The sequence below is a fragment of the Stenotrophomonas maltophilia genome (genome assembly GCF_025642255.1).
Taxonomy (GTDB): domain Bacteria; phylum Pseudomonadota; class Gammaproteobacteria; order Xanthomonadales; family Xanthomonadaceae; genus Stenotrophomonas; species Stenotrophomonas maltophilia_P.
The window spans coordinates 61485-82043 of the sequence record NZ_CP106759.1; the positions used below are offsets into that span (position 1 = coordinate 61485).

General features: G+C 67.9%; 17 protein-coding genes. 6 read left to right on the plus strand and 11 right to left on the minus strand.

The window, feature by feature from the left end; all coding sequences use genetic code 11:
* Window positions 1-8: 8 nt before the first annotated feature.
* Both N8888_RS00255 and N8888_RS00260 read left to right on the plus strand, forming a co-directional pair.
* Window positions 9-1031 (plus strand): TIGR00266 family protein, encoded by a 1023-nt coding sequence (locus tag N8888_RS00255; protein ID WP_053516031.1) that lies wholly within the window; start codon window positions 9-11, stop codon window positions 1029-1031.
* 182 nt (window positions 1032-1213) lie between these two features.
* A complete protein-coding gene (locus N8888_RS00260; protein WP_065174096.1) occupies window positions 1214-2206 on the plus strand; it encodes a patatin-like phospholipase family protein in 993 nt (330 codons plus the stop codon).
* Between the two features lie 30 nt (window positions 2207-2236).
* On the opposite strand, the gene N8888_RS00265 is transcribed toward N8888_RS00260, so the two are convergent.
* Window positions 2237-2716, minus strand: a complete 480-nt coding sequence (locus tag N8888_RS00265; RefSeq protein ID WP_263176684.1) for an Lrp/AsnC family transcriptional regulator — start codon at window positions 2714-2716, stop codon at window positions 2237-2239.
* A 125-nt stretch (window positions 2717-2841) separates the two neighbouring features.
* Here N8888_RS00265 and phhA point away from each other — a divergent pair, with 125 nt between their 5' ends.
* Entirely contained in the window at window positions 2842-3735 is an 894-nt protein-coding gene (gene phhA, locus N8888_RS00270) for a phenylalanine 4-monooxygenase (RefSeq protein WP_053516024.1), read from the plus strand.
* A gap of 47 nt (window positions 3736-3782) precedes the next feature.
* On the opposite strand, the gene N8888_RS00275 is transcribed toward phhA, so the two are convergent.
* From N8888_RS00275 to N8888_RS00315, 9 genes are all read right to left on the minus strand, one after another.
* Window positions 3783-4883 (minus strand): GDSL-type esterase/lipase family protein, encoded by a 1101-nt coding sequence (locus N8888_RS00275; RefSeq protein WP_263176686.1) that lies wholly within the window; start codon window positions 4881-4883, stop codon window positions 3783-3785.
* Between the two features lie 93 nt (window positions 4884-4976).
* Window positions 4977-5732: a 2-dehydro-3-deoxy-D-gluconate 5-dehydrogenase KduD gene (kduD, locus tag N8888_RS00280; protein WP_053516021.1), complete on the minus strand. Its 756-nt coding sequence runs from the start codon at window positions 5730-5732 to the stop codon at window positions 4977-4979.
* 80 nt (window positions 5733-5812) lie between these two features.
* Window positions 5813-6661, minus strand: a complete 849-nt coding sequence (gene kduI / locus N8888_RS00285) for a 5-dehydro-4-deoxy-D-glucuronate isomerase (protein WP_197572129.1) — start codon at window positions 6659-6661, stop codon at window positions 5813-5815.
* A gap of 184 nt (window positions 6662-6845) precedes the next feature.
* Window positions 6846-7904, minus strand: a complete 1059-nt coding sequence (locus tag N8888_RS00290) for a LacI family DNA-binding transcriptional regulator (RefSeq protein WP_053516017.1) — start codon at window positions 7902-7904, stop codon at window positions 6846-6848.
* A gap of 40 nt (window positions 7905-7944) precedes the next feature.
* Window positions 7945-9534 (minus strand): family 43 glycosylhydrolase, encoded by a 1590-nt coding sequence (locus N8888_RS00295; RefSeq protein ID WP_263176690.1) that lies wholly within the window; start codon window positions 9532-9534, stop codon window positions 7945-7947.
* A 16-nt stretch (window positions 9535-9550) separates the two neighbouring features.
* On the minus strand, window positions 9551-10834 hold the full coding sequence (locus tag N8888_RS00300; protein ID WP_053516013.1) for a TRAP transporter large permease: 1284 nt from the start codon (window positions 10832-10834) through the stop codon (window positions 9551-9553).
* Window positions 10835-10837: 3 nt separating this feature from the next.
* A complete protein-coding gene (locus N8888_RS00305; protein WP_164151498.1) occupies window positions 10838-11377 on the minus strand; it encodes a TRAP transporter small permease in 540 nt (179 codons plus the stop codon).
* 10 nt (window positions 11378-11387) lie between these two features.
* Window positions 11388-12392, minus strand: coding sequence for a TRAP transporter substrate-binding protein (locus tag N8888_RS00310; RefSeq protein WP_263176693.1), 1005 nt, complete (start codon window positions 12390-12392; stop codon window positions 11388-11390).
* Between the two features lie 40 nt (window positions 12393-12432).
* Window positions 12433-13257 carry a 2-keto-4-pentenoate hydratase gene (locus tag N8888_RS00315; RefSeq protein WP_053516007.1) on the minus strand — a complete coding sequence of 275 codons (825 nt, stop codon included), beginning with the start codon at window positions 13255-13257 and terminating at the stop codon, window positions 12433-12435.
* 155 nt (window positions 13258-13412) lie between these two features.
* On the opposite strand from N8888_RS00315, the gene N8888_RS00320 reads away from it, so the two are divergent.
* Genes N8888_RS00320 through N8888_RS00330 form a run of 3 tightly spaced genes read left to right on the plus strand, consistent with a single transcriptional unit; the run spans window position 13413 to window position 16669 of the window.
* On the plus strand, window positions 13413-14396 hold the full coding sequence (locus N8888_RS00320; protein WP_430542964.1) for an alpha/beta hydrolase: 984 nt from the start codon (window positions 13413-13415) through the stop codon (window positions 14394-14396).
* Complete coding sequence (locus tag N8888_RS00325) at window positions 14393-16030, plus strand: carboxylesterase/lipase family protein (RefSeq protein ID WP_263176695.1); 1638 nt, start codon at window positions 14393-14395, stop codon at window positions 16028-16030. The genes N8888_RS00320 and N8888_RS00325 overlap by 4 nt, the downstream gene beginning before the upstream one ends.
* 51 nt (window positions 16031-16081) lie before the next feature.
* Complete coding sequence (locus N8888_RS00330; protein WP_053516003.1) at window positions 16082-16669, plus strand: cysteine dioxygenase family protein; 588 nt, start codon at window positions 16082-16084, stop codon at window positions 16667-16669.
* A gap of 19 nt (window positions 16670-16688) precedes the next feature.
* On the opposite strand, the gene N8888_RS00335 is transcribed toward N8888_RS00330, so the two are convergent.
* Window positions 16689-20489 carry a LamG-like jellyroll fold domain-containing protein gene (locus tag N8888_RS00335; protein ID WP_263176697.1) on the minus strand — a complete coding sequence of 1267 codons (3801 nt, stop codon included), beginning with the start codon at window positions 20487-20489 and terminating at the stop codon, window positions 16689-16691.
* Between the last annotated feature and the right edge of the window lie 70 nt (window positions 20490-20559).

Sequence of the window (20559 nt, forward strand, 5' to 3'; positions counted from 1 at the left end):
GCACCGCCATGACCCAGTGGTACTTCCATTCCTCCGCCCAGGCCGACCGCATCGGGCCGCTCGATGACGAAGCCGCGCGCCGCTACGCGCAGGCCAACCCCCGCGCGCTGGCCTGGTGCCAGGGCATGAGCGGCTGGACCGCCATCGCCGAGGTGCCCGAGCTGCAGGCGCCCGCCCCGGGCATGCCCAACACGCCGCCACCCGTGCCGGGCGGGCCTGCGCGGGGCCGGGCCGACGACATCGACTTCCGCATCGTCGGCCATGAGATGCAGTTCGTGGAGATCGAGCTGGATCCCGGCGAGAGCGCCATCGCCGAAGCCGGCGCGCTGATGTTCAAGGACGCCTCGGTGCAGATGGATACGGTGTTCGGCGACGGCACGCACAGCGGCCAGGGCGGCGGCATCATGGACAAGCTGATGTCGGCCGGCAAACGCGTGCTGACCGGCGAGAGCCTGTTCGCCACGCTCTATACGCATACCGGGCAGGGCAAGGCCAAGGTCGCTTTCGCCGCGCCCTACCCCGGCACCGTGCTGGCCATGAAGCTGGACCAGCACGGCGGCCGCCTGGTCTGCCAGAAGGACAGCTTCCTGGCCGGGGCGCGCGGTGTGCAGATCGGCGTGCAGTTCCAGCGCAAGATCATGACCGGCCTGTTCGGCGGCGAAGGCTTCATCATGCAGAAGCTGGAAGGCGATGGCTGGGTGTTCATCCACGCCGGAGGCTGTGTGGTCGAGCGCGAACTGGCCGCCGGCGAGCGGCTGGACGTGGATACCGGCTGCGTGGTCGCCTACCACCCGACGGTGGACATGGACGTGCGCCGGGTCAGTGGCATCAAGAGCATGGTGTTTGGTGGCGAGGGTGTGTTCCTGGCAACCCTGACCGGACCGGGCAAGGTCTGGCTGCAATCGCTGCCGTTCTCGCGCCTGGCCGGCCGGATGTGGATGGCCGCGCCGCAGGGCGGCGGGCAGAACCGCGGCGAAGGCTCGGTGCTGGGCGGCATCGGCCGCATCCTCGACGGCGACAACCGGTTCTGATCGCCTGCGGGTAGCGCCGGGCCAAGCCCGGCGAGCGCAGCGGCCCTGAACTGCCCGCCAGGCCATGCCCGGCGCTACCCATGGCGGTCCATGAATAGGGCGTCGTCCTGCCCTGCCCGGCCCGCCGTGGCTTCGGTATGCTGGCGCCCTTCCCTGAATCCGGCGCCGCGAGCGCATTGCCGATGAGCCTGTTCCGTCCCCGCGTGCTGCTGTCCGTTGCCCTGCTTGGCCTGCTGGCCGGTTGCGGTGGCGATCCGGTGCGTCCGGCGCCGCCGCCGGCGCCGACCGTGGTGCCGCAGGCCAAGCCGGTGAAGATCGGCATCGCGCTGGGCGGCGGCGCGGCCAAGGGCTTTGCCCACATCGGCGTGATCAAGATGCTCGAGGCCAACGGCTTCGAGCCGGTGGTGGTGTCCGGCACCAGCGCCGGCAGTGTGGTCGGCGCGTTGTACGCCAGCGGCATGGATGCGTTCCAGATGCAGAGCCGGGCCGTCGCGCTGGATGAAGCCAGCATCCGCGACGTGCGCCTGTTCTCCGGCGGGCTGGTGCAGGGCCAGAAGCTGCAGGACTACGTCAACGAGCAGGTCGCCAACCGTCCGGCAGAGCGCCTGAAGAAGCCGTTCGCCGCCGTCGCCACCCAGCTCGAAACCGGCGAACGCGCGATCTTCGTGCGCGGCAACGTGGGCCAGGCCGTCCGTGCGTCCAGCAGCATCCCTGGCGTGTTCGAGCCGGTGAAGATCGGCGGCCGCAACTACGTCGATGGCGGCGTGGTCAGCCCGGTGCCGGTCGATGCCGCGCGCCAGCTCGGTGCCGACTTCGTGATCGCCGTGGACATCTCCAGCAAGGCCAGTGGCAAGGCACCGACTGACATGCTCGGCATCGTCAACCAGTCGATCGCGATCATGGGCCAGCGCCTGGGCGAGCAGGAACTGGCCCGCGCCGACATCGTGATCCGCCCGCGCGTGCTGGATATCGGTGCGGCTGATTTCAGCCAGCGCGGGACCGCGATCCTGGAGGGCGAAAAGGCGGCGATGGCCGCGATGCCGCAGATCCGCGCGAAGATCCAGCAGCTGCAGAAGGCGCGCGCCGCCGCGCTGGCACCGCCGCCGGTCGCCGCGCCGAAGTGCGAGGAGACCTCGCGGCTGGGCAGGCTGATGGGGCGCAAGGACAAGTGCTGAGCCCTCGCCCGCGCTGAGCGGTGCTCAGGGTTACAGCTGCGACAGTGGCAACGCCTGGAAGCCCTTCACCGTGCGCAGCACGAAGCTGGAATTGGCATCGGCCACGCCACCGGCATTGAGCAGGCGGTCCAGCAGGAAGCGCGAGAAGTGCTCGAGGTCGCGCACGTAGACGTGCAACAGGTAATCCATGTCGCCGGTGAGCGCATGGCAGGCCACCACTTCATCCCAGCCCTGCACGCTGTCCACGAAATGCGCGATGGCCGCCTGGTCGTGCTTTTCCAGTTGCACCCGCACGAACGCCTGCAGGCCCAGCCGCAGCTGCCGGGGTTCCAGGCGCGCGCCATAGCCGACGATCACACCCTCGCTCTCCAGCCGCTGCAGGCGGCGCAGGCAGGCGGAGGGGGAGAGGTTCACCCGGGCCGCGAGCTCGGCATTGGTGGCGCGACCATCCCGCTGGATTTCGGCCAGCAGGCGTATATCCGTGCGATCGAACTGGACTTCTCCGGCCATTGTTGCCCCGCAACATGGTGAGTACGCAAGGATATTGCGCCAGCAAGGTTATTCCGCGCAACTTTTGCAACCCTGTTGCGCCCGCACTGCCCTAGCATCGTGGACATCCCTTCAAGGAGCGTCCCATGGATCCCGCCCAGCCCCGCCGCGTCGAACACCAGCAGACCGACAAGGGCTACGTGCCGGTGTACACCACCGCGCTCGTCGAGCAGCCGTGGGATACCTACAGCGCCGATGACCATGCGACGTGGAGCACGCTGTACCAGCGCCAGCGCGAACTGCTGGTCGGCCGTGCGTGCCGGGAGTTCCTGGACGCGCAGGACGAGATGGGCATGAGCGCGCACATGATTCCGCGCTTCGACCAGCTGAATGAAGTACTCGGCGCAGCCACCGGCTGGACGCTGGTGGGCGTGGAGGGGCTGCTGCCGGAGCTGGACTTCTTCGACCACCTGGCCAACCGCCGCTTCCCGGTCACGTGGTGGATCCGTCGCCCCGACCAGATCGACTACATCGCCGAGCCGGACCTGTTCCACGATCTGTTCGGCCATGTGCCGCTGCTGATGAATCCGGTGTTTGCCGATTACATGGAGGCCTACGGCCGTGGCGGTGTCAAAGCCCACGCCATCGGTCCGGAGGCGCTGCAGAACCTCACGCGCCTGTACTGGTACACGGTGGAGTTCGGCCTGATCGATACCCCGGATGGCCTGCGCATCTACGGCGCCGGTATCGTCTCGTCAAAGGGCGAATCGCTGTACTCGCTGGAATCGGCCGCGCCCAACCGCATCGGCTTCGACCTGCAGCGCATCATGCGCACGCGCTACCGCATCGATACCTTCCAGAAGACCTACTTCGTCATCGACAGCTTCGAGCAGCTGATGCAGGCGACGTCGCCGGACTTCACCCCGATCTATGCCTCGCTGGCCGAGCAGCAGCACCTGCCGGCCGGTGACGTGCAGGCCGACGACCGTGTGTTCCAGAAGGGAACCGGCGAAGGCTGGGCCGACGGCGGCGACGTGTGATGCGGCAGGGGCATCCCTAGGGCCGGCTCCACGCCCGGCTCCGCGGGTCAGCGCGGGTATGCCAGCAGCAGCACCAGATCCTCGTCACCCACCTGCTGCAGTGCATGCGAACTGCCTTTGCGCGTCAGCAGGGCATCGCCTGCGCTGACGTCGTACTGCCTTCCGTCCAGCACGTAGCTGCCTTTCCCGCTGACGATGTAGTAGATCTCGTCCTTGTGCTGCGGATGCAGGCCGATGCCTGCACCCTTGTGCAGCACGCGCTTGCGCAGCACGAACGGCAGGTTCTTCTCTCCGGCGAAGAACGGATAGGCCGTGGTCGGCCCGGCGCCACCATGCGGGCCGGGCTGGCGGATGGCGATGTCATGCTCATGGACCACGCGCGAGGGCTGCGCCGGTTGCCCGCCCTGCCCCGCCGCCGCGCCCACGTCACAGTCGATGTCGCGCACGAGTGCATCTTCCAGCCCCGGCTGCAGCACCCTCCACTCGCGCAGCACCAGGCAGGCAACGGCGTTGGCGCCGGCCACACTGAAGTGGGTGCCGTCGGCCTTGCCCTGCTCGGGCACGAACAGGAAGTAGGGGCGTGCACCCTGCTCGCCCAGCGCGCGTATCCAGCGCGTGCTGCGGTCGTTGAGTTCGATCAGGGCAACGCGCTCGCGCGCGGCCAGCTGCTGCATCGCCCGCGTGTAACGCGCATGTGTGTCCAGCAGCGAACCGAAGTCATACAGCAGCCGCGCCACCGGCGTGACCAGCACCGGCGTGGCGCCCTTGTCGCGCGCCACCTGCACGTAACGCATCAGCAGGCGCGGATAGTCGCTGTCCGGATCGGTATAGCGCGTGGGATCTTCGAACTTGGCGTCGTTATGGCCGAACTGGATCAGCAGCACGTCGCCACGGCGCAGCTCGGTGGCGATCGCATCCAAGCGGCCTTCATCGATGAAGCTGCGCGTGCTGCGGCCTCCCCGGGCGTGGTTGCGCACTTCGAACCGCGCCGGATCGAGGTAGCTCTGCAGGGCCTGGCCCCAGCCCGCCTGCGGCGCGCGCTCGGGACCGTACTCGGCCGCGGTGGAGTCACCTGCGATGAACACCCGCACCGGCGCCGCCTGCGCGGTGGTGCACGACAGCAGCAACAACAGCAACAGCCTTCGCATCGCGGCACTCCTGTAGAGCCGAGCCATGCTCGGCTGTTTTTCGATCAGAGCGCGACAGCCGAGCATGGGCTCGGCTCTACAGACCGGTGTGCCTCAGCGCGCCAACCAGCCACCATCGACCGGCAGCACGGCGCCGTTGATGTAATCCGATGCGCTGGATGCCAGGAACACCGCCGCGCCGGCCAGATCCTCCGGTGTGCCCCAACGGCCGGCCGGAATGCGATCCAGGATCGCCTTGTTGCGGTCGGCATCGGCACGTAGGGCCGCCGTGTTGTCCGTGGCCATGTAGCCCGGCGCGATCGCGTTGATGTTGACGCCCTTGCCGGCCCATTCGTTGGCCAGCAGGCGGGTGATGCCGGCGATGCCACTCTTGCTGGCGGTGTACGACGGCACCCGGATGCCGCCCTGGAACGACAGCATCGAGGCGATGTTGATGATCTTGCCGCTGCCCTGGGCGATGAAATGACGGCCCGCCGCCTGCGAGATGAAGAACGCCGACTTGATGTTGACGTTCATCACGTCATCCCAGTCCTGTTCGCTGAACTCCACCGCGTCGGCGCGGCGGATCAGGCCGGCATTGTTGACCAGGATATCCAGGCCACCCAGTCCCTCGATGGTTTCGCGCACCACGCGCTCGACCGGCTCGATGCTGATCAGGTTGGCTTCCACCGCCAGGCAGCGTCGGCCGAGCGCGGTGATCTTCTCGATGGTTTCGGTGGGCGGCGCGATGCCGGCCACGGCGACATCGGCGCCGGCGGTGGCCAGCGCAACCGCGATACCTTGGCCCAGACCGGTATTACCACCGGTTACCAGAGCGACTTTGCCTTCCAGGCTGAAGGGATTGGCCATTGCGTGTGCGTTCCTTGGTAGAGGTGTGCGTGATGCAGGCGAACGGCCACCGGCACGCGTGCGCGGCGGCCAGGCAGGACTTACTTGAGCTGGCAGATGTCCAGCACGTGCATGTCGGTGTAATCCAGGTTCTCGCCGCCCATCGCCCAGATGAAGGCGTAATTGCTGGTACCGGCACCCATGTGGATCGACCACGGCGGCGATACCACGGCTTCGTTGTTCTGGATGACGATGTGGCGCTGCGCGTCCGGTTCGCCCATGAAGTGGTACACGCGGTCGTTGTCGCCCAGGTCGAAGTAGAAATAGACCTCGCTGCGGCGGTCATGCAGGTGCGGCGGCATGGTGTTCCACACGCTGCCGGGCTTGAGCACGGTCAGGCCCAGCAGCAGCTGCGAGGACTGGCAGGTGGCCGGCACGATGTACTGGTAGATGGTGCGCTCGTTGCTGGTCTCCAGCGCGCCGCGGTCCAGCGCTACCGCGTCCTTGATCGACAGCTGCTTGGTTTCAAAGCGCGCATGGGCCGGGGTCGAGGCCAGGTAGAACTGAGCCGGGTTGGCGGCGTCCTGCGAGGCGAACACGACGTCCTTGCTGCCCATCGCCACGTACAGGCCATCCTTCGGGCCCAGCGTGTAGACGGTGCCGTCGACGGTGACCGTACCGGTACCGCTGCCGACGTTGATCACGCCCAGCTCGCGACGCTCCAGGAACGGATGGCCGGCGGCCGACGCCGGGTCGGTCTGCACCGGCAGCGCCAGCGGCGCATCCAGGGGCGCCGCGCCACCGAGTACGAAGCGCTCGTAGTGGGTGTACTTCAGCGTCACCTGGCCGGGGTTGAACAGGCCGTCGAGCAGGTACAGCTCGCGCAGCTGGTCGTTGCTGGCGCCCTTGATGGCGTCGGGATGGGTGGCGTAGTGGGTCTTGCAGTACATGGCATCTCCAGAGCAGGGGGCGGGCCGATCATTCGGCCCCGGCACGGTTCAGGGGGATTCTAGCGACGTTGGTAACCGGTGTCATTTTGCGCCGCACGATAGCGCTCAACGATCGCGGCAAGGTGAGGCGGCTTCAACGGAGTCGCAGGCAGGCCTGCGGGCTACCGGACTGATCCCCGCCGGATCAGTCCTCCGGCGGCTGGCAGGAGTCGCGCACGATCAGGTGCGGGCGCACGCTGGCGATCTGCAGCGCCGGTTGGCCGTCGGGCTGGATCAGCATCGCCGCAGCGGTGCGGCCGGTATCGCGGGTATGGCGCCGTACCGAGGTCAGCGACGGCCACAGGCGCGAGGCCAGCGGGCTGTCGTCGTAGCCGATGATGGACAGCTGGCGCGGGATGTTGATGCCTGCACGCAGCGCCACCTTGTAGATGCCCGCCGCCATTTCATCGTTCCCGGTGAAGATCGCGGTCGGCCGGCGCTTGCCCAGCAGCAGCTTCTCGGCGGCGGCCACACCCGATTCAAAGGTGTAGCCCGCCTCGATGATGCGGTCCTTGGGCAGCTCGATGCCACGCTGCGACAGCGCATCGATGAAGCCGGCGGTACGCTCGTGCGCCGAACGATAGGCGCTGGGCCCGGTCACCAGGGCGATGTCGCGGTGGCCCAGCGAGAGCAGGTAGTCGGCGGCTTCGGCGGCGCCGTCACGATCGTGGGTGACCACCATCTGCGAACTCTCGTCCAGCGGCAGCGCAGCCACGCGGGTGAAGCGGCAGCCGATCTCATCCAGCATGTCCGCCAGCGCCTGGTCCTCGGAGGCACGCGGCACCAGGATCACCCCATGCAGCTTCTGCTGCTGCACGAAGCGGCGCACGCCGTCGATGTAGCCCGGGCTGCGGCTGTCGCAGGGGTGCACGACCAGCTCGAAGCTGGAACCGCGCAGCGCGTCGAGTGCACCGTACTGCATGTCCACGATGTACTGGGCGGTGGGGTTGTCGTAGACCATGCCGATCAGGAAGGATCGACGGAAGGCCAGGCCGCGCGCCAGCGGATCGGGCGTATAGCCCACCTCGCGCATCAGGGCTTCTACCTTGTCGCGCGTGTCCTTGCGCACCAGCGGTGAGTTGTTGATGATCCTTGAAACCGTTTTCTTGGACACTCCGGACAGTCGCGCGATGTCGTTGATCGTGGCTGCCTTGCCTTTGGCCAATGCCGGCGTGGCGGCATCATTCTTGTTGCGCACTGACATGTAATGGACCAGGTAAGTCGGGGGATTTCCGGCCGCGCACTCAGTCCAGCGCGCGGTAGCGGAAGCTGCGGAAGGTCACCGCACCGTCACCGGCAGCGTACAGCGCCGGCTTCAGGGCGAGAAACTTACCAGCCACATTGTGATGGTAACCCGAGGTTTCCATCTGAACCGGGTACTTCTGCCAGGTCCGGCCGTCGCTGCTGGTATGGAAGGTGACGATATGGCGGTTGTTGGTGACGCGCAGCCAGAGCCGCCCGCCGCGCTCGCTGGGCGCAAGCCGGGCAGGGCGTTCCTCGCCGTAACGGTGCATGATGAACTGCTCGCCGTTGCTGCCCACGCCCACATAAAGACGGTCGCTGTAGAACAGCAGCGCGCCCCCGACTGCGCCCGGCGCTACCTCCAGCTCCACCTCGAACTGGTAGGCCGGATCGCCGGCGATGGTGGTCAGCGGAGACGCATCGCGCGGCGCACTGCCCTTGCCCTGCATCACCAGCCCATCGCCGCTGAAGCGCAGGCGCTCGTATTCGTCACTGCCCGGGTTGAAGAACGCCCACTGTGGCCCGAGCCTGCCGCCGCGGAAATCATCCGAAAGCGCCATGCCGTGCGGTGCCAGGCCGCTTCCGGAAGGCTTGCGCAGCGGTTGGCCGAGGTCACCGCCCCTGGCCACGAACCAGCCATCGTCCGTCCACTCGATCGGGTCCAGCAGGGTCTGCCGGCCCAGGGTCCAGAAGCCGTTCTCATACCCGTGGTACATCATCCACCAGCGACCGTCGGTGCCTTCGATCACTGTCGCGTGGCCTCGTGACCACCACGGCTCGGACGCCGACTGCGTGCGCGTGATCGGATTGTTCGGTGCGTTCTGCCAGGGCCCATGGATGGAGCGCGAGCGCGCAGTGATCACCATGTGCCCGGTGGGTGGGCCGGCGGTGCCTCCCACGGCGGTGGTCATGTAGTACCAGCCCTCGCGGAAGTGGATCTTCGGTCCTTCCTGCGCATAGGCTTCCACATCCCAGCTCTGCGGATAGCGCCAGCCGTCGTAGACATGCTTCGGTGTGCCGACCACGCTCAGCCCGTCATCGGCCAGCTGCACATAGTCGCCTCCGCTGAGAAACAGGTAGCGCTTGCCGTCCTCGCCCACCGCATGGCCGGGGTCGATGTAGCCGCCCAGGCCGATGTCGATCGGATCGCTCCACGGCCCGCGGATGTCATCGGCCCACACCACGAAGTTGCTGCGGTGTTCGCCGGTCCGGGCCGGGAAGTAGATGAAGTAGCGACCCTGGTGCTTGACGATGTCCGGTGCCCAGATCGCACCCACGTTGCGGGTGATGGCATGACCCAGCGGCTGCCAGTTGACCAGGTCCCGCGAATGCCAGATCGGCAGGCCGGGATAGGCGTCGAAGGAGGACAGGGTCAGGTAGTAGTCCTGTCCGTCCTTCAGTACCGACGGATCGGGGCGGTCGCCGGCCAGCACCGGGTTCAGGTAGGTGCCGTCGCCGAGATCGGCCTGGCGCTGGTTCTCCAGCCCACGTGCCCAGGTTGGTGAGGCCGGGCCGGAGGCCAGCGCCGGAAGCGCGGCCAGAAGCAGGCTGGCCAGGGCCACGGCAGGGATGCGGCGAAGCGGACGGTGCATGGCAGCGGTCTCCGGCTCAGCTGCGCAGCGTGGCCGGCAGCCACAGCGACAGGGCAGGGAAGAAGGTGACCACCAGCAGCACGCCCAGCGCAGCGAACCAGAACGGCCAGATGGTACGCATGCTCTGGCCCACGCTGATCTTGCCGATGGCGGTACCGATGAACAGCACCGAGCCCACCGGCGGTGTCACCAGGCCCAGGCCGCCGGTCAGCACCAGCACCAGCCCGAAGTGGATCGGATCGATGCCGTACGCGCGCGCCACCGGCAGGAAGATCGGCGTGCAGATCAGGATCATCGGTGCCAGGTCCATGAAGGTTCCCAGCAGCAACAGCATCACCACGATCATCAGCAGCACCATGAACTGGCTGTGCGCGAAGGACTGCAGGAAATCCACCGCCGCCGCCGGCACCTGCAGGTAGGCCAGCAGCCAGCCGAATACCGCAGCGGTGGCGATCACGAACAGGATCACGCCGGTGCTGCGTGCGGCGTGGACGACCGTGGCGAAGAACTCGCGCCAGCGCAGTTGCCGATACAGCACAGTGGTCACCAGCAGTGCGTACACCACGGCGATCGCCGCGCTTTCCACCGCAGTGAAGATGCCAGCGCGGATGCCGACGAAGATCAGCGCGACCAGACCGAGGCCGGGCAGGGCGGAGATCATCCGCAGCATCACCGCGCGCCAGCCCGGGAACACCTCCACGCCATAGCCGCGGCGGCGCGCGACGACGTAGCCGGTGATCATCAATGCCAGCGTCATCAGCAATGCCGGAACGATACCCGCCGCGAACAGATCGGCGATCGAGAGGCCGCCACCGGCTGCGGCCGAGAACAGGATCAGGTTGTGCGAGGGCGGAACCAGCAGCGCGACCAGGGCGGCGGTGATGCTGACATTGACGGCGAAATCGCGGTCATAGCCGCGCTTGACCATCTGCGGAATCATCGTGCCACCCACCGCCGAGACATCCGCGATGGCCGAGCCGGAGACGCCGCCGAAGAACAGCGAAGACAGGATCGAAACCTGGCCCAGGCCACCACGCAAGCGCCCCACCAGCGAGGACGCCAGCGCGATCAGGCGCTCGGAGATGCCGCCGCGCATCATGATCTCGCCAGCGAAGATGAACAGTGGAATGGCGATCAGCGATGCAGACCCGGTACCTGCCGAAATCTGCTGGACCAGAACGATGGACGGGATGTCCAGGTAGAGCAGGGTGGCAAGGGCGGCCGCAGCCAGCGCGTAGGCCACCGGCACGCCCAGCAGCAGGAACACTGCGAACACCGAGAACAGAATGGCGATACCCATGGATCAACGATCTCCTTCAGCGTCATCGGCGGCAGCGTCTGCCGGCGTGGACTGCGTGGCCTTCCACGCACGGTTCAGCGCGAACACCACCATCAGCACGCCGCCCAGCGCCAGCGGCAGGTAGTTGATGCTCTGCGGAAGCTCGGCACCGGCGGTCTTGATGTCCAGGCCGTCGAGAAGAAGCTCGGCCGACCACACTGCGATGAACGCGCCCAGCACGGCCACCACCAGTTGCACCAGCACGTCCACAGCGCGGCGCAGCGCCGGCGCCATATAGGCATGCAGCAGGAAGAAGCCGAAGTGGCGGTTGGTGTGCACGCCACAGGCCGCGCCCAGGCTCATCGCGGTGCTGAGCAGCAGCAGGGTCACCGGTTCGGTCCAGCTCGGGGAATCGTTGATCACATAGCGCGCGAAGACCTGCCAGCCCTGCACCACCACCAGCCCCAGCAGGGCCGCCACGGCGGTGTAGATGGCAATGTCGGCGATGCGGTCCAGCAGGCGCTGCCCGGGGCCGGGTGGGGAAAATGTCGTCGTTTCGGTCATGGCTGTGTCCTCAGGCTGCACCGCGGATGCGATCGACCAGCGCGGCGATTTCCGCGTGCTGCAGGTACTGCTGCAGCAGGGGCTGCGCGGCGGCGCGGAACGCCGGCATGTCGACCTCGTTGGCCTTCACGCCGTACGCCAGCACCGCGCGTCGTGCCGCATCCTCGGAGGCATCCCACTGGTCGCGCATCACCTTCACCGACGCACGTGCGGTCTCCAGCAGCAGCTGGCGGTCATCCGGCTGCAGCCGCTCGAAACTGGCGCGTGACATCAGCAGCACGTCCGGTGCATAGGAGTGATCGCTCTGCGACCAGTAGTGCGCAGCCTCGAAGTGACGGCTGGAATGGAAGCTGCGCATGTTGTTCTCGGCACCGTCGATCATGTGCGTCTCCATGCCGGAGAACGTATCGCCCAGCGACATCGGCGTCGGGTTGGCGCCGAGCAGCCGCATCAGCTGGATGAAGATGTCCGATGATGCGACGCGCAGCTTCAGCCCGTGCAGGTCACCGGGCTGCGTGATCGGATGCCGGGTGTTGTAGAAGCAGCGCGCACCGGAATCGTAGATGGCCAGGCCGACCAGGTCGCGGCGTTCGAAGCCGCGCAGCACGGCATCGGCCACGCCGCCATCAAGCGCTGCCCGCTGATGCGCCACCGATTCGAACACGTAGGGCAGGCACAGCGCCTGGGTCAGCGGAAACGCGTTGTTCAGCGCGCCCGCATAGACACGGGTGATGTCGATGGCGCCGAAGCGGGCCATGTCGATCGCTTCGGACTCGCGGCCGAGCTGGCCCGAGTGGTACTGGCGCAGACGCAGGCGTCCCTGGGTCTCACGCTGCAGGGTCTCGCCGATCCACTTCACCGCTGTCACGGTGGGGTAATCGGCCACGTGCACATCGGTCGCCGTCAGCAGTTGGCTGCCGGCTGCGTCAGGGCCCGGCCCGCGGCCACAGGCGGCGAGCAGGGGAGTGGCAAGTGCAGTGGCGCCACCGGCCAGGAAATGTCGTCGTGTGATCATCTGCGCCCTCCCGCGCGTGTTCACTGGATCGTGCCGCGGCTTACCCGGCCGGCACGGCCCTGCAGGCAATCTCGCCGAAGCCGGCGAAGCGCACCAGCGCCGTTTGTCCTGCCTGGATGTCGTGGATGCCGGTCGCATTGCCGGTGGCGATCAGGTCGCCACGCCGCAGGGGCCGGCCGCGAAGCGCGGAACGGGACAACGCGAACGCGTACGCTGCGCGCAGGCCACCGGGCAGGCGGCTCGCGCCGCCGACCCCGACCACTTCACCCTCGATCAGGGTCTCGGCGCGCAACGCCGACTCATCGAGGGACGTCCAGTTGCCGATCTCCGGCCCCAGCACGAGGCCGTTGTTGTTGCCGAAGTCGGATACCACCACGCGCGGGCCCAGCTCGTTGATCGTTGCCAGCGGGCTGCTGGCAACCTCGACACCGAGGTACAGGCGGGCCGGCAACGCTTCAGCCTGTTCCGGCGACCAGTGCAGCTGGTCGGCGGGGGCATCCTCCAGCAGTTCCAGCACGTACTCGGCCTCGATCGCGGCGAAACCGCCGACGAACACCGGAACATCCGTTGTTCCACCGGTAGCATTTTTGAGCTGAGGCTTGAAGATCGGGCCCAGCAGCCGTTCGTCCCCGGACGCATCGCGGCGTTCGGCAGCGATGTAGCCGACCTTCCAGCCGACCACCGGCTGGTTCCAGCGGGCGATGGCCAGGTCCTGGACCTGGTAGGCCGCGACCAGGTCCGCCGGGATGTCGCCCGGGAACGCCTCCAGTGCCTGGCCCGCAAGGCGTGCGGTGGTGAAGGCCTGGGCAATCGCGGCCGCATCGGCCGGCGGCGTGTGCCCATGTGTGCCGTGTTCGTTGCTCAAGAACGTCTCCCTCTGGCGTTGTTGCGCTGCCTATCGACAGCGTCTGCAGGACGTGTATATGGTAAACCGGTGTCATCACGCAAGCGGCAGCGCATCACGCCGTCTTTGCCGACGCCGCCAGCGCCCTGTCCTGTCCTGTTGGAGCCCCGTCAGTCATGCGTCTGCCCATCGTGTTGCTGTGCCTGTCCCTGCTGCTGCCGGCGGCGCCCGCCTGCGCGGTCGACACGCCGCTGCGCGAAGGCGAGCGTGTGGTCCAGGCGTTGCCCGGCGAGCAGCTGCCGTTGTGGCCGGCAGGCGCAGTGCCGGGCGAAACCGGCACTGCACGTCCGACGCGGGTGGTCGAGCGCAGTGCGGACCCTGCACGCCCGGACCGCTACGCCGACCAGATCGACGCGCCCTCTCTGCAGGTGTACACACCCGCCCGGCCGAACGGCCGGGCCCTGCTGGTGATCCCCGGCGGCGGCTACCAGCGGGTGGTGATCGACAAGGAGGGCAGCGCGCTGGTTCCGTTCTGGGTGGACGGCGCCGGCTACACCCTGTTCGTCCTGCGCTACCGCCTGCCGCAGCCGGGGCGCGACCGCCAGGCCGCGCTCGCGGACGCGCAGCGCGCGCTGCGGGTGGTGCGCGACCAGGCGCGACGGCGCGGGCTGGACGCGAACGACGTGGCGGTGATGGGCTTCTCGGCGGGCGGCCACGTCGCGGCGCGGCTGGCCACCGGCTTCGACATCGCCGTCCATCCCGCACGGGATGACCTCGACCGGCTGAGCGCCCGCCCGAGCCGTGCCGTGCTGGTCTACCCGGTGATCGACATGGGCGCGCATGCGCACAGCGGCTCGCGTGCCCGCCTGCTGGGCGAGCATCCGGGGACCTCGCTGCAGGCAGACTATTCAATGCAGCAGCGGGTACGCGGCGACATGCCGCCGACGCTGCTGGTCCACGCCGCCGACGACGCCGTGGTGTCGGTGCACAACAGTGAACTCATGGCGCAGGCACTGGCGGGTGCGGGTGTCGAGCACGAACTGCACGTCTTCGCCCATGGCGGCCACGGCTTTGGCATGGACATTCCCGCGCGGTCGACGCTGGCACTCTGGCCGCTGCTCGCGCAACGCTGGCTGGGCCCTGCGGAGGACGCGCGATGAACGATGCGCCGGCCGACCTGCAGCGTCGGCGGTTCCTGCGCGACAGCGCCCGCTGGGCGCTGGCCACCGCGTCCGCTACGGCTGCCTTCACCGCATTGCCAACGCTGGCCAGCGTGCCGGGTGTCCGCGACGACCGCCTGCCATTGGCCCGGGTCCGTGGCGGACGTGTGCGTGGCCAGCGCGAGCACGGGGTACTGGTGTTCCGTGGGCTTCGCTATGGTGCCGATACCGCTCGCCACCGCTTCCAGCCGCCGCGGCATGAAGCTGCCTGGCGCGGCATCGCCGATGCACTGGAGTACGGTCCGGCCGCACCGCAGGGCGGCAGTGAAGGGCCCGGCAGCGAGGACTGCCTGTTCCTCAATGTGTGGACGCCCGCGCTCGGCGACGGTGGACGCAGGCCGGTGCTGGTGTACGTTCACGGCGGTGGATTCAACAACGGGTCCGGCAGTGATCCGCTGTACGACGGCGCTGCGCTGTGCCGCCGCGGCGATGTGGTGGTGGTCACCCTCAATCATCGCCTGAACACGTTCGGCTATCTCTACCTGGGGGCGTTGGGCGATCCGCGCTACGCCGCCTCGGGCAACGTCGGCCAGCTCGACCTGGTACAGGCGCTGCAGTGGGTGCGGCAGCACGCGGCGGTCTTCGGTGGCGACGCGGCGAACATCACGGTGTTCGGGCAGTCCGGCGGGGGCGCCAAGATCGCCACGCTGATGGCGATGCCTGCGGCCCGAGGGCTGTTCCACCGCGCGTGGACGATGAGTGGCCAGCAGGTCACCGCTGCCGGACCGCGCGCGGCCGCGCAGCGGGCTGCGATCGCGATGCAGGCCGTCGCTGCACGAGACGTGCAGGCACTGCTGGACCTGCCGGTCGACGTATTGCTGGAAGCCACCCGTGCGCGTGATCCCTCGCGCGTGGAAAGCACGTCGCTGTACTTCGGCCCGGTGCTGGACGATGTGGTGCTGCCGGTGCATCCGTTCTGGCCACAGGCGCCGCAGCAGTCGGCGGCGATTCCGATGGTGATCGGCAACACCCGCGACGAGACCCGCGCGTTCCTCGGCAACGATCCCGCCAACTTCGCCCTGACCTGGGAAACATTGCCGGCACAGCTCGAACGACAGCAGTTCGTCGATCTGCGGCCGGAGACCGTGATCGCCGAGTATCGCCGCCTGTATCCGCACTACACGCCCTCTGAAGTGTTTTTTGCTGCAACCACGGCTGGCCGCAGCTGGCGTGGAGCGGTGGAGGAACTGGAAGCGCGGGCGCGCCAGCCCGCGGGCGCAGCACCGACCTGGGCGTACCAGCTGGATTGGGGGTCGCCGGTGGAGGAGGGGCGCCTGCGTGCTTTCCATACGCTGGACATCCCGCTGGTCTTCGACAACGCAGGGCTGCCGGGCGCGCGCACCGGGGGGGGCGATGATGCGCGTGCGCTCGCGGCGACCATGAGCGAGGCCTTGATCGCCTTCGCCCGCAGCGGCGACCCCAATCACGCCGGATTGTCGCAATGGGCCCCTTATACGCTGCCGCAACGGCGGACAATGCTGTTCGATCGCACCAGTCGCGCGGTTGACGATCCGCGCGCAGGCGAGCGCGCGCTCTACGGAAAAGTGCCTTTCGTGCAGCGCGGCACGCAGTGATGACACCGCAGCACAAACATTCTGTTAACTCCGCTCGGCTAGAGTCGAGTCATGGGAGACACGTTCACGCCACTGCCGTTCGCCGGCCGGGAGCGCCTGCTTGCCGCCATTGATGGTGCGGTAGCACTGGCGGATCCGCACGCGATCACCGAGGGCCTGCAGCGCGTGCTGCGTGATGCCATCACCGATCCTTCGATACAGCTGCCGCCGTGTGTACGGCGACCGGTGCGTGGTCACTACGCACGTCGTGAACTGCACCGCAGCCGGACCCTGGGGTACAGCGTCATCGCCATGTGCTGGGGACCGGGGCAGGGTACGCCGCTGCACGATCACGATGCGATGTGGTGCGTGGAAGGCGTCTGGCAGGGCGAACTGCTGGTCACGCCGTATGCGCTGCTGGAGCGGAAGGGCACTCGCCACCGCTTTGCTGCGCAGCCTACGCTGTATGGCCAGCGCGGCAGCGCCGGCAGCCTGATTCCCCCGCACGAATACCACACGCTGCGCAATGCCAGCGATGCCGATGTGGCCGTGTCGCTGCACGTCTACCAGGGCGTGATGGAGCGCAGCGCGGTGTTCGAGCCGCTGGGCGATGACTGGTACCAGCGACGGGTGAAGCGGATGGAGACCGACGCGGCATAGGCCGCGCCGGCCGCGCCGTTCAACGCTGCACGTCCACGACGTTGTTGAGCAGGGTCACTTCCTCGCCACCGTCAGCGAGGGCGACGCGCACGCGCAGGCCACCCCGATGACCGGCGGGGATCATCAGCGTCACGTGGGCGGTCTTCGGTTCCAGGTCATCGGGTGCCGCCATCGCGGGCACATCGGTACGCGCGATCTCACGGCCCGTGGTGTCTTCCAGGATCGCCACGCCCGCGCCGGTGGCCACGTGGCCCAGGCTGTGCACGGTCACCCGCACACGCTGGCCGTCCACCTGCACATCACCGCGGCCGACGCCCAGGTCGGCGCGTGTTTCCACCGGGCTGCCGGCGACGACGCGCTCGAACTCGAACAGTTCCGTGCGCCCGGGACGGAACTGCATCGGCACCGCGCGGCTGGTTTCCAGCCGCACCGTGCGCTCCGTCGGCGTGCCATCGATGCGTCCATCTCCATCGGCATCCACGCCGGCACGGATGCGCCACGTGCCGCTGGCAACGTTCCAGCCGGTCATGTCGGCACTGATGGTGCGGTTACCCAGATTGTGGCTGGTGATGGTGAAGCGCTCGCGCGAGGGCGCATGCACCAGCAGTGCAACCTGTTCGGCGGCACCGTCGCGATCGAAGCGCCAGCTGACCGTATGCCCGGGCCAGCTCTGGTTGCGCTTGAGCGCGATGCCCCCCAGCCGGGCGCGCTGCAGGAACTCGCTGGGTGCTTCCACGCGATCGGACCACCAGTGGCCCTCGGTGTTCATGTAGGCCCGCAGCACCTTCGCCTGCAGTCCTTCGGCATGCAGTGCATCGATGTACTTCAGGTCACCACTGGCCTGCCAGGCCATCAGGCTGGCGAAACCGGTCTTTCCGGCGTCGGCTTCGGCAGTCAGTTGCGGATACCAGTCCTGCTGGCGTCCCAGCACCTCGACGATGTTCTCGCCGAGATTGGCCAGCGCGCCCGGTCCCCCGCGTGCCACGCGATAGTCCAGCGCCTGCAGGTACTTCGCATCGCCGGTCCAGCGCCAGGCGGCCCAGAAGGTGTGCAGCGTGTCGCCGCCGCCGGAACCGTCGTTGAGTTCACCGCCGCGGGTGGCGCCGGTGGCCCAGTGGATCTCGTTGGGCAGGGTGAAGCGTCCTTTCGCGTCCGTGCCGGCATGGGCGAGGTAGCTGTCGGCCAGGCCGGTCACCAGCCGGCGCCCGGTGGGATCGGCGTTGTACTGGCCCAGCAGGAACGCGGGGTGCAGCACCGGGAACGAATACGGCTTCTGCCATTGCCAGTTCGGTTCGCGGTAGATCCTGTTGCCGCCGAACCAGTTGCTGGAGAACAGCAGGTGTCCCTGCGGATTGGGCAGGATGATCCGCTCGTCGAATGCCTTGACCGTCTCCATCAGCCGCTCCAGCGTCAGCGGATCACCCCAGTTGAGGTACAGCATCGCGCTGTTGGTGTTGATGCCCTCTTCGTAGGCATGCAGCTCATCGGTTTCGATGGTGCTCAGGCCGTTGCTGAACATGCCATTGCGATACACCGCATCGGACAGGGCGGTGAGCGAGGCATTGAGGCGGTCCGGCTGCACGCCCATCAGCGCCAGGCCCGGCCACTGCTGGGTGAGATCGGAATCATCGGAGATGCCGCCGCCGAAGTCGCCGTAGGGCACCTGGCGATGGTCGATCCACCAGTCGACGAAGCGACGCACCTGTGCAAGGTCCTGCACCTGGTGGAAGGCCCAGGCCGGCACACCGGCGGGCACCGCCGGTGCGGAGTAGGGCGGCCGGCCCTGGCTGTTGTAGCTGATGTAGTTCCAGTACTGCCGCCCCAGTGCGTGGTCCGGATCGACCCGCAGCAGGTCGCTCAGGTCGGCGTAGACGCGCGCATACAGGCGCTGTCGTTTGGAGGTGGTGTGCTCCTCCACCAGGAATCCCCAGTTGTCGCGCACCTGGTTGAAGCGGTCGGCCACGTGCTCCTTCAGCGCTTCGGCGCGCGGCTTGAACACCAGCCGGATCTGCGCGCCATCGAGCGCCCGGGCATCGAAGCCGGGCGCGGCCGAGGCGATGCTCAACCACAGGCTGTCAGGGGTGAGGATGCGGTCGCGCAGGTCCAGCCACAGGGTGCGCTTCTGTCCCGGCTGCACCGAGACCGACACGTCGATCATGTCGCGCGCCGGCCAGATCGGGTCCTTGATGCGGATGTTGAGCGGAATCAGGCCTTCATGCGTGGCCGCCAGATCCAGCGCGGGAAGATCGATGGCAACGCCGTCCAGGCCGTCGTGCATGTTCTCCCAGCTGTAGGCCCAGCTGCGGATCAGCGGCTGGTCGGGCGGCGCATCGCCTACCCCGGAAGGAATGAGCACGTGCACGATCGGGCGCGGCTGCGCGGGCAGGGTAACGGCATCGCGGCGGCGTGAGCCGGCCCCCTTGGGCAGCGCCATCACCGTGCTGCGTTCGGCCTCGGGATAGCGACCGTCGATGTAGCGGCGCAGGGCATCCAGATTGGTGTAGTCCGGCAGCGCCTGGCTGTCGATCGTGTAGGTCTGCTTGACCGTGCCGTCCGGCTCGCTGCCCTCGCTCACGGCGTAGGCCCAGATTTCCTGGATCGGCGTTTCCTGCTCGACGTTGCTGAAGCGCAGCACGCCGCCGCTGAGGGACGGGATCGGATCGACGCTGCGCACCACGCCGCGCGGGCGGGTGAACAGGGTGCGGGTGGCGTGCGCGGCGTCGCTGCCATGTGCCAGCGTGCCGAAGGCCGCGCCGCGGATCTCGATGCGGTTGACCGTCTCGCCGTCCGGCAGCGTCAGGTCCAGGTGCTTTCCACCCTCCACGTAGGTGTTCCAGTCCGGCAGCTGGAAGTAGTCGTTGCGTCCGGGCAGCCGCGAGCGGTTGTAGACGCCGGGCCATGTGGTCTCGGCGATGCCGTCGGTGGCCTTCCACATCCACGCCTTCAGATCGCGGGTGTCGGCGAATTCGACCTTGCGGATGCGGGTGGTCGGCGCGGTCAGCGCCGGTGGTGCGGTGCCGTCCCAGCCGAAGCGATGGCGCCAGGCACGCAGGCCTGCCTCGGGAACCTCGGCGGTGGTGGGCGTAACGCCACGGGCCAGCGCCGCCACGGCCGGCGCATCGAGCATGCGGTCGTAGATGCGGATGTGCTGGAAATCGCTGCCGCGCAGGAAGTTGTAACGGCTCTGTACCTGGTACGGTGCCATCACCCGGCCGGCCAGGCCAAGCTGGTCCAGCGCGGCATCGTAGTCGCCGGTGGTCTGCGCGCGGGCCACTTCGCGTCCATCGATGAACAGGCGTACACCCTGGTCCTCGTCCCAGGCGAAGGCCAGATGCAGCCACTGGTCCGCGCGTGGCGGCGTGTCCATGCGGAACGAGACGCGGGTGCGGGCAAGATTGGCATCGGTGACGAACGCATCGAAACCGTGGCCGTTCCAGTCGATGCGCAGCCACGCCATGTCCCAGCTGCTGTGATCGGCATAGCCGACGCGGAAGATCACGAACGGGGCTTCGCCCACCGCGTACCGCGCCCGCCAATCGAAGGCCAGGGTGCCGCGCTGGGCCAGGATGTTGCCCGGCGCATCCCACGCCAGGACGCCATCGTCCTGCCATTGGATGGCCTTGCCGCGTACACCGTCATCGACCACCGCCACCCTGTCGCGGAAGTTCGGTATCGCCTCGCCGTGCGCCACGGTGGCCTGCAGGCCCTGGTTGGCGTCGACGTGGAACAGCAGGGTTGGGCCATCGGCAGCTGTCGCAGGGCCAGCAGCCAGGGCCACTGCCAGCAGCAGGCAGCGGGACAGGGTCGAGCGATGCGGCATCAGATGTTTCCTTTCAACGGGCGACAGCCGGCGTAGGGCCGCCGGACCGTAGCAAGGCCACGCCGCCACG